Origin of the sequence: Trichocoleus sp. Lan (assembly GCF_039961855.1) — a bacterium.
Taxonomy (GTDB): Bacteria; Cyanobacteriota; Cyanobacteriia; order Cyanobacteriales; family FACHB-T130; genus FACHB-T130.
Window position 1 is genome coordinate 59,162 of sequence record NZ_JAMPKA010000021.1, and the last position, 12,419, is coordinate 71,580.

General features: G+C 44.4%; 11 protein-coding genes. 5 read left to right on the forward strand and 6 right to left on the reverse strand.

From position 1 onward, the window contains the following. Positions 1-54 precede the first annotated feature (54 nt). Positions 55-1,614, reverse strand: coding sequence for a hypothetical protein (locus tag NDA03_RS18760; RefSeq protein ID WP_348232852.1), 1,560 nt, complete (start codon positions 1,612-1,614; stop codon positions 55-57). A gap of 135 nt (positions 1,615-1,749) precedes the next feature. Between NDA03_RS18760 and NDA03_RS18765 the strand changes: the two genes are divergently transcribed. Continuing rightward, a complete protein-coding gene (locus tag NDA03_RS18765; protein ID WP_190410908.1) occupies positions 1,750-2,304 on the forward strand; it encodes a GNAT family N-acetyltransferase in 555 nt (184 codons plus the stop codon). 43 nt (positions 2,305-2,347) lie between these two features. Here the strand turns inward: NDA03_RS18765 and csaB are convergent, their stop codons facing one another. Then, positions 2,348-3,397, reverse strand: a complete 1,050-nt coding sequence (gene csaB / locus NDA03_RS18770) for a polysaccharide pyruvyl transferase CsaB (protein ID WP_190410608.1) — start codon at positions 3,395-3,397, stop codon at positions 2,348-2,350. Between the two features lie 145 nt (positions 3,398-3,542). Between csaB and NDA03_RS18775 the strand changes: the two genes are divergently transcribed. Both NDA03_RS18775 and NDA03_RS18780 read left to right on the forward strand, forming a co-directional pair. Further along, complete coding sequence (locus NDA03_RS18775) at positions 3,543-3,884, forward strand: DUF2499 domain-containing protein (protein ID WP_190410607.1); 342 nt, start codon at positions 3,543-3,545, stop codon at positions 3,882-3,884. Next, positions 3,884-4,177 carry a DUF3593 domain-containing protein gene (locus NDA03_RS18780; protein WP_190410606.1) on the forward strand — a complete coding sequence of 98 codons (294 nt, stop codon included), beginning with the start codon at positions 3,884-3,886 and terminating at the stop codon, positions 4,175-4,177. The genes NDA03_RS18775 and NDA03_RS18780 overlap by 1 nt, the downstream gene beginning before the upstream one ends. Here NDA03_RS18780 and NDA03_RS18785 read toward each other — a convergent pair. Together NDA03_RS18785 and NDA03_RS18790 are read right to left on the reverse strand one after the other, a co-directional pair. Further along, positions 4,170-5,675, reverse strand: coding sequence for an adenylate/guanylate cyclase domain-containing protein (locus NDA03_RS18785; RefSeq protein ID WP_190410605.1), 1,506 nt, complete (start codon positions 5,673-5,675; stop codon positions 4,170-4,172). The two genes, NDA03_RS18780 and NDA03_RS18785, sit on opposite strands and share 8 nt — an antisense overlap. 514 nt (positions 5,676-6,189) lie before the next feature. Next, positions 6,190-6,795, reverse strand: a complete 606-nt coding sequence (locus NDA03_RS18790) for a CPBP family glutamic-type intramembrane protease (protein ID WP_348238831.1) — start codon at positions 6,793-6,795, stop codon at positions 6,190-6,192. A gap of 408 nt (positions 6,796-7,203) precedes the next feature. Here NDA03_RS18790 and NDA03_RS18795 point away from each other — a divergent pair, with 408 nt between their 5' ends. Both NDA03_RS18795 and NDA03_RS18800 read left to right on the forward strand, forming a co-directional pair. After that, complete coding sequence (locus NDA03_RS18795; protein WP_348238832.1) at positions 7,204-7,623, forward strand: hypothetical protein; 420 nt, start codon at positions 7,204-7,206, stop codon at positions 7,621-7,623. Positions 7,624-7,764: 141 nt separating this feature from the next. Next, complete coding sequence (locus tag NDA03_RS18800; protein ID WP_190439289.1) at positions 7,765-8,061, forward strand: acylphosphatase; 297 nt, start codon at positions 7,765-7,767, stop codon at positions 8,059-8,061. 8 nt (positions 8,062-8,069) lie between these two features. Here the strand turns inward: NDA03_RS18800 and ggt are convergent, their stop codons facing one another. Together ggt and NDA03_RS18810 are read right to left on the reverse strand one after the other, a co-directional pair. Beyond that, complete coding sequence (ggt, locus tag NDA03_RS18805; protein ID WP_348238833.1) at positions 8,070-9,626, reverse strand: gamma-glutamyltransferase; 1,557 nt, start codon at positions 9,624-9,626, stop codon at positions 8,070-8,072. Between the two features lie 136 nt (positions 9,627-9,762). Beyond that, positions 9,763-12,375 (reverse strand): DEAD/DEAH box helicase, encoded by a 2,613-nt coding sequence (locus NDA03_RS18810; RefSeq protein WP_348238834.1) that lies wholly within the window; start codon positions 12,373-12,375, stop codon positions 9,763-9,765. Between the last annotated feature and the right edge of the window lie 44 nt (positions 12,376-12,419).

Genomic DNA, 12,419 nt, shown 5'->3' on the forward strand with positions numbered 1-12,419 from the left:
GCTAGAGGGATCTAGATTTCAAGCTTTCAATGCGTAAGTCCTGATTTTTAATTTCTACGCGCCAGTTTTTCTGGGAAACGTTGGCAATTCTATCGACGCCAAGGATTTCCGCCCTTTCGGGGGACGTGTCGGATAAAGGAGAGGGGAAGGCCAGTTTGGTTGGGAGGGGATGGCATCAGGGCGCTGGGTGGGCACAGCAGCCGGAAATTCTCTGCGAGATATTACCTCCTCTTCTTGCTCAGCATTGTCTCCACTCGCATCTTCTGACCAGATTGCCTCTGGTTCAGAAGGCTCAAAGATGTACGAGGAAGGAGAAGCTGATTCGGTATTTTCTAGGGCATAGATCGTTCCAGCTTCATCGTTCTCATCTGGCTCGAAACTGACAGCCAGCAGCAGGTCTTCCAGTTCGTTCTCAATCGCGATACTTTCCTGGGTAGAAGCGATCGCTAATTCATCGCTGAAATCGTCGTTACCAGAGATTTCCAGCTCAGGGGGCATGAGAAAATCATCCATGAGCGGATCGGAGTCTGAGTCTAGCATTCCCCATTGCCATATCTCCTCTTCATCGGTGGCTTCGAGGCTCTCAGAGGCGGGTATTTCTTCTAACGGCTCCCATTCCCTCGAAACGAAGGCAGTTGGCTCTGTAATCGGTGCATAAGCCGGAGATGGTACTGAAATCTCCCAATCTTCCTCATTCTGGGCGGGGTCTTCCTGAAATGCAGGTTGCGCTGACCAAGGTTGAATAGGCGGCGCTTTGGGGAGCAGAGATTGAGAATCGTGGGCGTTTTTAAGATGGCGATGCGCCCAAGTGGGAGAAGGTCTGGTATCTGGTTCGATTTGGGTGGGGGGAGGCATTTCCAGACACTTTTCTAACGCCGACTTGAATTGCAGGGTTTGGCGCTGCTGGCGTTGCAAACGGGTACGGAGTTCGCGGATTGTATTTTCGCTTTGCAACAGCGCGTGAGATTGTTCGTTATAGCGTTGCTGGGTGAAGGCACATTCCCGTTCTAGCTGGGCGATGCGTTCTTGGCTGTTTTCCAGCTGTTCTGTTACGGTTTCAATTAAGATCTGTTGGCGCTGGGCAGCTTGATGAGACGATTCTAGTTCTCGGAACATCCGGGTGACTTGTTCTTGCGTCCCGTTGAGTTCCTGGGTTGTAGAGGTGAGGATATTTTCTTGAGCTTGCGATCGCTGTCTTTGCAATTGCAACGCCTCCTGACAATCCCCCAGTGCCTTCTCTAGGTGATTCACTCGGCTGACTAAGTCCCGATTGCGCTGACGCATCTCCGCCAACAGTGGAAACAAATTTCCCGCCTCTGCTGGCAATGACTGCGGCTCAGACTTTTCCCGATGCACCCCATCCCCATCATCAGTTGTCTTTGCGGCATTCGCCTCATCGTCTACTAGCGCGGGTGAACGATGCACTAAGCTGACGACTTCTATTACTTCCACGAGAGTCTCGTCCTGTGCCGGTGCTGTCTCCTGTACAGGATCAAGGTTAGGATCTGTTTCATCCTTCACCGGATCTTCCACAGGATCGTCCATTGGAGAATCGGTTGATTGGGGGAAGGACTGGGACTGGTTAGCTTCTTGGGGGGTGTCAGCTTCACTCATTGCTCTGATTTAAGAGAAGGTCATGGGTGCTTGGAATGGACTAGCTGTAGCTTTATCAATTCACAGCTTTAGTTGCGCCTAGATTGCAATAATTCTAATAAGATTATTCCACGACGCTCTCGGAGTCACTCTACCATTTTCAAATTTCGCATCGACGAGGAAATCGAACTCAAATTGCTTGAGGTGCGACACGCACAAGAAGTTTATGCTTTGGTTGATTCTTGTCGCACCTCCCTACGGGAATGGCTTCCCTGGGTTGATGGCTCGAAAAGTCCTGAAGATACCAAGTTTTTCATTGAGGCTGCATTGAAACAATTTGCCGCCAATAATGGATTTCATGCTGGCATTTGGTATCAGGGCAAAATGGCAGGAGCAATTGGATGTCACGAAATTGATTGGGAAAATCGAGCCACTAGCATTGGGTATTGGCTGGGCGAGAATTTCCCAGGATGCGGGATAATGATTAAATCGTGTCGCACTTTGGTAAATCATACTCTGGTTGAGTTGAAGCTGAACCGAGTTGAAATTCGCGCTGCTGTGGAGAACTCTAAAAGTCGAGCGATTCCAGAGAAACTAGGATTTACCAATGAAGGAACGCTTCGCCAAGCTTGTTGGTTATACGACCATTTTGTAGATTTGGTTGTTTACGGGATGTTGGCACGCGATTGGCAAAGGTTAGCCCCACAATAATACTTTTCAAACTTAGGGCAGAAGGCGTTGCGCTCCGACAGGACTATTTTGCCCCTAAAGCATCACTCAACAAATCCCGATGCATCAGTGCCCGATCGACTAAAGATTGTATTTGATGGGGTGACAGGGGGTCGCCGTTGACGTAGTGTTCTAACCAAGTTTGACTAATCAAGTTGGGGTCGTCAGGCAATTGGGTTAAGTCCCACCCTGGCATATTGAGTTCTTCCATCAGCAAGCTAACTTTGGGGTCGTAGCTGAGGGCGAAACAACGGCATTCTTGTGCTGCCGCCATAATTAAGCTGTGGTAGCGCATCCCGATTGCCATCTCGACACCCTGAAATAATCCTTTCAATTCTCTAGGGTCTTGAAGAGAAAAAATATGGCTGGCACCCGTTAATTGCGGTTGAATTGACTGAGCGATCGCTAGATCCTGACTTGCTTGAAATGGCACCAGTAAAATGCAGGTCTGAGTAGCTTTTTGAAAGTCAATCAAGGCGCGAGTTAAGTTATCAAGTCGGGCGGGAGTCAGATGGGGATGCGATCGCAAGGTGACGGCGACTCTGGGTGCTGGTAAATCCCACAGTCCCTTCACTGGCTTCGCGTCTAACGCCCAAACCGGGTCTGGGGCTTGGATATAGGGGATTTTCCAATCCATCAGCAGGGCAGCAGAGGCGCGATCGCGCACGCTGACGGCATGGCAACCCGCGATCGCTTTTCGCGTTATCCAGCGAGTCGAATTGCGGTTCAAAGGGCCAATTCCCTGCGCCCAAGCAATGGTTTTTAAGCCCCGCTTCTGGGCTAATCCCATCAATCCCGCGTAGTAGAGGGGACTTAGGGCACTGGTGGCGTCTTGCATCAGACTCCCACCGCCCCAGATGAAAACATCCGATTTACGGAGTGCTTGCTGCACTGGGAAAAAAGCTTTGCGCGAGCAACTTTCTACGCCATAGCGATCGCGCGTCTTTTTCGGATTCCCAGAAAGCACAATCGGCGTCACATCAGCCGGTAACATTTGCAGCAACGATGCCAGCAATGCTTCATCGCCTGCATTGCCCTGCCCATAATATCCACACAAAACCGCTCGAATTCCCATGCTCAAACTTTACCAGCAAAGCCGAGCGGTACTATAAGAAAAAGAGTGATGAGTTTTGAATGATGTTAGCGAAGCGGTGCTTAGCACGGGTTGAGTTAAGACTTCTAATTCAAAACTTCAACCTCGACCCTCAAAAACTTCATTTATGCACGCACTCTCAATTCCTACCTGGATTATTCACGTTTCCAGCGTCATCGAGTGGATTGCCGCTATTTGGTTGATCTGGATTTACGGCGAAGTAACTCACAATCGGGCTTGGTGGGGATTATCCTTTGCCATGCTACCGGCATTAGTCAGTGCCATGTGTGCCTGCACTTGGCACTATTTTGACAACCCAAAATCCTTAGAATGGCTGGTGACGCTTCAGGCTGCGATGACTTTGCTGGGTAACTTCACCCTTTTGGCGGCTGCTTGGTGGATTTGGCGTTCATCACCCGTGGCTAATCAAAAAGACGATGCGCCAATTATCTCTCCAAAATCACGGTAATGTCTAAAGAAACCCTTTTTGCACTCTCTCTATTCCCCTATTTAGGCTTTCTCTGGTTTCTAACGCGAAGCGGGCAGATGCCGCGTTTAGCTTTAATTGGTTTCTACATGACCTTGGTTTTTGTGGGCGTCACAATTCCGGCTGGAATTTATGCCCAAGTTGCCTATGGGGAATCCTTAGCAAATGTCGATTGGCTGCACGGTGGCGCAGAGGTTTTTCTGACGCTTTCTAATATTCTGATTGTGTTGGGATTTCGGCAGGCAGTGATTCAAAAACGCCAAGTCATTAAGTAAGGGAAACCTCACGCTTTCTCCCTTTTAGAAGGTAAGTTTCCATTTCTCCTTTGCCTTTGACCTGAATCGAGCCTCTCTGCTCCAACGCATATCGATTCTGTAAGTATTCGTAAGTTGTAGCCGTTACTTGAATTTCACCTGGCAATCCGTGGGATTCCATCCGGCTGGCGATGTTCACGGTATCCCCCCAAAGGTCATAGATGAACTTTTTAGTGCCGATAACTCCAGCAACTACCGGGCCAGTATTAATGCCAATGCGGATACTGAGTGTTTGATGATGTTTGGCGTTGAATTGGTCAATTTCTTTTTGCATATCGATTGCCATTTGGGCGATCGCTTCTGCATGATCGGGTCGGGGTTCGGGAAGACCTCCTACCACCATGTAGGCATCGCCAATTGTCTTGATTTTCTCCAAGTTATGCCGTTCGGTGAGGCGATCGAACCCGGAGAAAATTTCGTTCAGCAACCAGACAAGTTCTTTCGGTGATATCTTTTCTGAAAGCTGAGTAAAGTTAACCAGATCGGCAAATAAAATCGTCACTTCAGCAAATCCATCGGCAATGTTACTTTGCCCGTCTTTGAGTTGTCTGGCAATCGGCTCTGGCAAGATATTAAGTAACAAGTTGTCAGACTTCTCCTGTTCTACCGTCAGTTGCTGATTTGACTCCCGCAATTGCGCCGTGCGTTCGATGACGCGCAACTCTAGCTCCTTGGAAGTTTGGCGCAGCCTGCCGATCACCAGAGCAATTCCTAACAGCCCCAATAGAGATAGGAGCGCTAACATTACGAAAGTTCCTCGCAGTCCTGCATGAGTTTTTGCCATGAACTCATCCAGAGGACTGGAGATTTCCAAAATCCCTCGAACATCCCCTACTTTCCAGTCTTTTTTAGGGCTATCTGGGTGAGTATTGTGGCAAGCAACGCAGCTAGCCTTCATGAGATCGGCTTGTGCATATCGCAATGACAAACGCCCTTGAAACTTCTCCAAGCGAACAAAGGGTCGATCGGGATGTTGCCTCAAGGCGCGAAGCGCTTCCCACTCAAAATTGTCTTTGGGGCCACCTGTCGCTTGCCGCTGGCGAAAGGGATACTCACTATAAAGTCGGACTGACATCCCAGGGTTTTTTTGAACGAGGCGGTGACTGAGTTCTATCAAGAATGTCGCTGGTACGGGAATTGCCTTTTCTAGAGCAGTGTAGTTGTCGGTAATGGTGATTTCAGGAACTGCTTCTATCCGCTTCAGGATCTCGGAGCTGTAGAGAGTGCGTGCTTCCTCTATCGCTTGGGCATACAAGGCTGCATTCTGAAGTGCTTGTGATTGAATTAGGTTTGACGAGAGATGGGACATATTCCACAAAGCTCCCGCTACTCCAGCACACAATAGGAGTGTCAAGACCAGAATTGTCTGTTTATTTAGCAATTGAATGATTTTTGCTAGACTTTTCGCAATTGACTGGCGAATTGTACGCCTATCTACACGGGAGCCTTGCAGCGTCATCGAATCTCTCCTACTGTTTCCTATAGCGATACCTTATATTCCAAGCAGAACACCCTTTAGCTTCTGTTTTAAGCTACGACAAGCCTAACTAGACTACCGCAGTCAGGCTAAATTTCCGGAGACTTTGCAAAAGAGCAAAAGTTTGAGGCTTGTTCTAGCGCCACGCTGAAAAAATGCCTTATGTCAAGGTTTTACACCCATTTTTTTATCTATCTTTTATCTAAATTAGGATTAGATTTTACTGACTAAACGTTGGCACGCTTTGAATTGACTTAAATAATATAAATTTTCAATACTATTATTAGTAGACAAGTTCTTATTTATTAAATTTATTGTATCACAAAAACTTTATTACAATCTAGATACTAGCAATAATAATTTGAATATCGCCATAAATAAACAATTTTAAAAGTTCGCATAAAATACCTAAGATTGACGAGCGTTATTATAAGCGATCGCCCATTAAATCTACATACTACTTGAAGAATTTTGATAAACATTCAAGACAAAAATGTTACGAGTTTAAGGTTTTATATCCTCCCAATAGAAGTAGCCAAACCACCACAATTAGCCAATGAATTGCCACGGGCATCCATAGAGAGCCACTTTGAAAATAGGCAAGAGTACAAATAACACCTAGAAGTGCTGCCAAGAATAGAAAAACTGGATTAAAAAAAGTTCGGAGTCCATCGGGATAGAAAGTTACGGCATTTAGCGGATGGTATATGATAAACATTGCTAAACTAATACCTCCCCAAAGCCATAGAGTAGTAGGGGTAGCTTTTTCTGTAGGGTGAGGAAGTAGTAAGATCCGAAAAAATAACTCTTCAGATATGGCGGGAGACAACAGACAACGCGCCATTACACCAATAATCATTTCCCAGGATGTTTCTACATCAAGTTTTAAAAAACCAAATTTGAATCCAATAGGTAGTGAAATTAAGGTATATATCAGTACCAAAGCAGCAGAATATAGCCACGCTTTGGCATCAGGAGTTGTAGAGGCGGCTGTAATTAAGCGAGAGACAATTCCCAGGCTTGGCGTAAGCGCGATCGCATCTAGCGAAAGCTCAAACGTGGCTGCGATCGCTGGTACATTACTAATATACGCATCAACCATTAAAATACTTCCTTTAATAGGTGTTTCCTCAAAATAAAATTCTGTTATCAATAGCCTTTTTCGTTAAGTGAAGTAATCTGCCAGTATCCTATACTATAGGCTTAATGAATATCCCTCGGAAAAGAAAAATTCGGTAATAGTATAAACAAAGTTATCTGTGTAAAAAGGGTAGATTAAGAGGTACATACGGGTAAGTTTAAACTCTGCGTACCTCTGAGTAAACCATTTCACCCTTAATGTTGAAAAACATACTGTTAAGCAAGTTTGCGAAGCTTTCTCTTAATGAGAATCTCTACCTGTCGGAAGAGATAATGGTCAAATTTGTGTAACAAACTTGAAGAATTAGTACGGCTTTAATAATAAAAATTCTCAACTTTAACTTGGAGGGACATTATGGGAATCGGCGATATGTTCAGAAACATACCCGGTTTGAATAGGGAAGGAGGCGATCGAGATCGGGAGTATAGCGATCGCAATGAAGATCGGGAGTATAGCGATCGCAATGAAGATCGAGAGTACCGCGATCGCAATGAAGATCGAGAATACCGCGATCGCAATGAAGATCGAGAATACCGCGATCGCAATCGGGAGTATAGCGATCGCAACGAAGATCGGGAATACCGCGATCGAGATCGGGAGTATAGCGATCGCAATGAAGATCGGGAATACCGCGATCGCGATAGGTATCGTGACGGAAATGATGATGACGATGATGACGATCGCAAAGATAGATATCGTAGTGAACATCGCGATGATGATGACGACGATGATGACGAACATAAGCACAGCCATCGCCGCAAACACCATGACGATGATGACGACGACTAAAATGGTCGGGTTGGATTAACCATCCACACAATCTGCCAAAGAATTAAATGGCGTTAGCTCAATAGCTGACGCCATTCCTGCTTAAAATGAACCCAGGCAATACTTTTAAGCTTAAAATCTGTCGTAGACAGGAAAAAATAAATGCAGAATTCATCAGCCTCGACGGGGCAAATCCGCGCCCACGTAATCGTTTCAGGAACCGTTCAGGGAGTTGGTTTTCGGTTCTCAACGTTGGATGAAGCGATCCAGCTAGGCGTCAGCGGCTGGGTGCAAAATCTCCCCGATGGGCGTGTAGAAGCTGTTTTTGAAGGAAGCAAGGCAGATGTTGAAGAGGTAATTCAATGGTGTCACAAAGGGCCACCTGCTGCTGTGGTGAAAGCGGTGGCGGTTGAATACGAAACGCCAGAAGGATTGCGCGGATTTGAAATGTGGCGATAGAGGCAATTTTAGCAGGTCGCGATGACTCCACTTCTACGGCGATCGCCAGCGCCGGTTATTAATCCTTCCGAATTTTCCATGACACTATGAACGCCACCAAAAAACATATTCTTCTGTTTCCAAAAAATCAATTCATTACTACCTGGAAGCATCAGATTTTTAAGTTCTTCTTCGCTAAAGCCGGGTTCAAGATTAAAAATATCACTTTCCCAATGAACGCGAGGATGATTTACTGCTGCATCAACGTCCATTTTAAAATCAATAATATTAGAAATAACTTGTAAAATTGCAGTTCTAATTCGATTCGAGCCACCAGAACCTAAAACAATTTCTGGTTGATTATTCTTAAGAACAATAGTTGGAGCCATCATCGAAGAAATTCGCGTATTTTCTTCCCAGTTATGAAATCCATGCGGATTTAAATCGGCTTCTCCTAGCATATTATTCAGCATAATCCCAGTTCCCGGAATTACATAAGAAGACCCCTCTCCGTTGGAAGTGGTAACACTCGCCGCATTACCTTCGCTATCAACCACACTGATATGAGTAGTGCTTCCCCATTTATTGACAACTTCAGTTAATTGACCTTCATAAATAGCCAAATGTTCAGATGATAAAAAAGTTTGGGCAATATCTTCTGTATGAGTATAAGCGTCATATCTATCTGTTCTGGCTTCATTGGTTAGGCGCATCACATGAGCTAATATTGCTAAATGGCGAGAACTGCCAAACTCTATATTAGTTAAATCAACTTTTGAAAGCAGTTCTAAAGCAAAAGCAATCAGAATGCCGCCAGAACTGGGTGGAGGATTGGTTAAGAAGGTGTTCCCCCGGTAATTCATCACCAGAGGATTTCTCTCGATTACTCGATAATTCTTAAGGTCTTCTAAGGTTAAATAACCTCCATAATCTTGGCAGTCATTAACCAAGCGTTGGGCAATTTCACCCTCGTAAAATTCTCTGATTCCACTTTCAGCTAAATAAGTTAACGTATCAGCAAAATCACTCATCAAGACTGTTCCTCCAGGCTGAACAAGTTTCCCCTCTGGGGCAAAAACCTGCTGCATCTCTTTAGAGCCAAGCAGCATGGGGCTGAGGATTGTCAAACAGTAATAGGTAAAATCGTTTAGTTCGACACCCGTTTTTGCATAACGGATTGCCGGTTCAGCAACCACATTAAAAGGTAATCTCCCTAATTTCTGATGAACGTGAAAAACGCCCTTGAGGTTTCCAGGAACAGCCATTGAACCAAGCCCAATATGGAACTCTTGGACTGCATCGCCAAAATTAATTGCAACTGGATAAAAATTAAGCTGTTCCTGACTTTTTTTCTGTCGTGGTGTTTGAGAAAAGAAGTCAAACAAAATATTTTGATTATTCTGAGTATGGGCTAAAAGAAACCCACCACCCCCCGCAGATGTCAGCGCAGTTTCGGTAACGCAAGAGGCTAGGATTGCAGCCGCCGCTGCATCAAATGCGTTCCCCCCTAATTGGAGCATCTCAATTCCAGCTTCGGCTGTTTTTTGATGTCCAGCAGCAATAACACCGTGAGTTTTTTTATACATAAATATTGAGTACGAAAAGCTAGAGGGAATAGAGGTTAGATAGTAGAGATATTGGGCACTCTACATCAAGTAAATTTAACTTGGAAAGCCTATCCCTCAGAGGACAATGCTGCTAAATTTAAGGCAAAAACTTTAATTATTTGCTCGGAAGACTGGATAATTTTTGCTTTCGTAAATTTTCTGCTAGGGATGCTGGGTCAAGACCAGAATCCCGATAAGCCTGTATTGCACGCTCTCGCCATTCCAAATTAGCCTCACCTGGAAAACTACGTCTTAGGTCACGAATAACAGAGATTGCACTTTCTGCCCACGCTCTAAATTCTTTTTGATTCCAGTAACAAACATCTGAAGTATGAGGCTTAGCACCATCCTCTATGCTTTCGCAAGGTGTAATAATTACCGGGATAATTTCTGCATCACTACGAAGCTGAACATTAGCTTTAATCCAGTTAGGATGTGAAGCTACTTGTCTAACTTTGTTTGCTCCTAGTGGTGATTTTTGGCTATTAACTGAATGGTCTTCAAATACAATACAAAAGCCATCATCAGCCATCCAGTAGGGATCGGGAGCCGCGTTTGATTCAGAATTCGCTACTTGATACCCCAACAGACGTCCTAATCTTTCATGACCGTCTTCAAAAGCTTTAGAATCTTCCTGAGAGTCTTTAATTCTATCCAAATTCTCAAGAATTGTTTTAACCTCAGCTTCAAATTTAGTATTATTGGCAGTACCGAGTTCTGATAGTTGTGCTTCTAATCTCTCAATTACAGCAGTTAGTCTCGAAGCATCAGTATGATTCTCTTGAGTAACTCCAATATTTATACGAGAGAGTTCATAGAGCCATCGGATTTCAGTTGTCTGAGCAGCTCGCTGGAAGAAATCCCGTGCAACGCTCTCCATATAAGTAATTCCATTTTTTGTAGCGATCCAAGCTGCACTGCCAGCTAAATAATACCAAAAGGCTCTATAGCCTTTAACCTCATCTCCACTAAGCGAATTTAAAACAGAACGACACTCTTCAACTGCTTTCTCATAGTCACCATTCCAAAGCGCATATTGATATCTCAATTCGTAAGTAACAGCATTTTTCAATTTGTCTATGCCTGGAAGTTGAGATTGTTGAAGTGTGCCTCTGAGGGAGATTATTTCTTCTTCTGCCTCATTCCACTCTTCCTTATGTTCTAGAAAGATACGCAGATTATCAAGAAAACTTTTTGCTTCAACATCCTTAGATTGTTCATTTCCAAACTCAAGTTCAGCTTGAACTTCTGGATGCAAAAATGGTCTTTTATCCTTATCAAGTAAGAATTTATTCAATTCTTCTCCAAGGACTATTACTGCGGCATAGTCATTAGCCGCTCTCGTACAACGTCCGACTGCCTGGACAATTCGAGTTAAAATGCGGTCATTGAAGAGAATGGAAGCAGGCATTCTAGTTACAAGGAATTTTTCTTGAAGGTTCGTTGCCCGTTGCAATCCTTTCACAATTAGAAGGCGACATTCATCCCCAGCCAAATCAATGCCATCATAACGGTTTGCAACTACTGCAACAGCTTTTTCTGCTAATACGAAAGGCTGCTTCGATTGTTCAATCTGAGCCGCGTCAAATATTTTGCTACCAGTTTTTTCCCGTATTTTGTTTTTGAATTCAGTAGAGGTATGTTCATTTGGCACTAGCACAAGAGACCTTGGGGTTTCTTTGATCATGTCGATTGCAAGGTTGAGCGCAAGTTCTTCATCTAAACATCTTTCCGGGAACAAAAACAATCGACGACCAATAGCCTGCTTATCCCAGCCCTCTGGAACTGACAGACGGACTATTTTTTCTATACCTGAAACCCGTTCAAGCTCTCCCCCTTCTCCTAATGTTGCAGACATATAAATGCGTTGTTTAGCATTATAAAATGGCTGATGGCTACGAGTAGGTGGCAAAATGGGGCGTATCAGTATAGAGTTAGAGCTGCTGTATATATGACATGAAAATAAATGATTTTGCAAAACAGACCAAGAATACTGTAAGTCAGTCCTGTCCTTAATATGCACATCAAGTATTTCAGTAATTTCTGTGAGTCTACCGTATAGATTGGGGGTTGGAATCTTTTCAACCCATTGGGTATCTCCAATATCATCACAATTGCCAGATAATCGACGGTAGTGTTCATCCGATACAATTCCGCGCATAGCTGAAACTAGAGCTTTAAAAAGGGCGCTATGCTCTGGCTTATCTCTTTCAATCAAAAGAGACCAATATTTTGCTATATAGTTTTCAGCAGCGTGGGCATCATCAAGAATTATTAGGTCTGCATTATTCAAAAATGGATTTGTATTAAATAAACCACTATATGTTGTAACGGCGAGTGTTTCTGCATTTGTATACTCAGCCTTGATAGCAGGAGAGTACTCAGTTTGTTTGCCAACAAAGGCATTTGCCTTGATTCCATATTTGCTTAATGATTGCTCAACTACTTGATTGACAAGCTGACGAGTAGGGCATAGATATACCACTCTCTCGTTAAAACGGCGACGACGCCATTCTCCAATCAGAAGCGCCACCAGAGTTTTACCACTACCAGTTGGAAGCTGTAGGGCAACGTCTGAAGCATTCAGAACTTGCTGCTTGCAATATTCTCTAAGTATGTCAGCTTGATGGGAAAGTAGCCCTTCAACTTCTCGATTTCTCAAATCTCGGAAAAGTGCTTCAGGGGTCTCGGCGGATATGCTGGAGTGACGTATTTTCTTAAATGCCATATTTTTATCTATCTGTAGATATAGGGGTGAAACAACGGGCTATC

What these genes read in the sequence shown, in the direction of transcription:
- NDA03_RS18760 (WP_348232852.1), bottom strand. Translation starts at nt 1,614, where the DNA reads ATGAGTGAAGCTGACACCCCCCAAGAAGCTAACCAGTCCCAGTCCTTC.
- csaB (WP_190410608.1), bottom strand. Translation starts at nt 3,397, where the DNA reads ATGGGAATTCGAGCGGTTTTGTGTGGATATTATGGGCAGGGCAATGCA.
- NDA03_RS18775 (WP_190410607.1), top strand. Translation starts at nt 3,543, where the DNA reads ATGCACGCACTCTCAATTCCTACCTGGATTATTCACGTTTCCAGCGTC.
- NDA03_RS18780 (WP_190410606.1), top strand. Translation starts at nt 3,884, where the DNA reads ATGTCTAAAGAAACCCTTTTTGCACTCTCTCTATTCCCCTATTTAGGC.
- NDA03_RS18785 (WP_190410605.1), bottom strand. Translation starts at nt 5,675, where the DNA reads ATGACGCTGCAAGGCTCCCGTGTAGATAGGCGTACAATTCGCCAGTCA.
- NDA03_RS18790 (WP_348238831.1), bottom strand. Translation starts at nt 6,795, where the DNA reads ATGGTTGATGCGTATATTAGTAATGTACCAGCGATCGCAGCCACGTTT.
- NDA03_RS18795 (WP_348238832.1), top strand. Translation starts at nt 7,204, where the DNA reads ATGTTCAGAAACATACCCGGTTTGAATAGGGAAGGAGGCGATCGAGAT.
- NDA03_RS18800 (WP_190439289.1), top strand. Translation starts at nt 7,765, where the DNA reads ATGCAGAATTCATCAGCCTCGACGGGGCAAATCCGCGCCCACGTAATC.
- ggt (WP_348238833.1), bottom strand. Translation starts at nt 9,626, where the DNA reads ATGTATAAAAAAACTCACGGTGTTATTGCTGCTGGACATCAAAAAACA.
- NDA03_RS18810 (WP_348238834.1), bottom strand. Translation starts at nt 12,375, where the DNA reads ATGGCATTTAAGAAAATACGTCACTCCAGCATATCCGCCGAGACCCCT.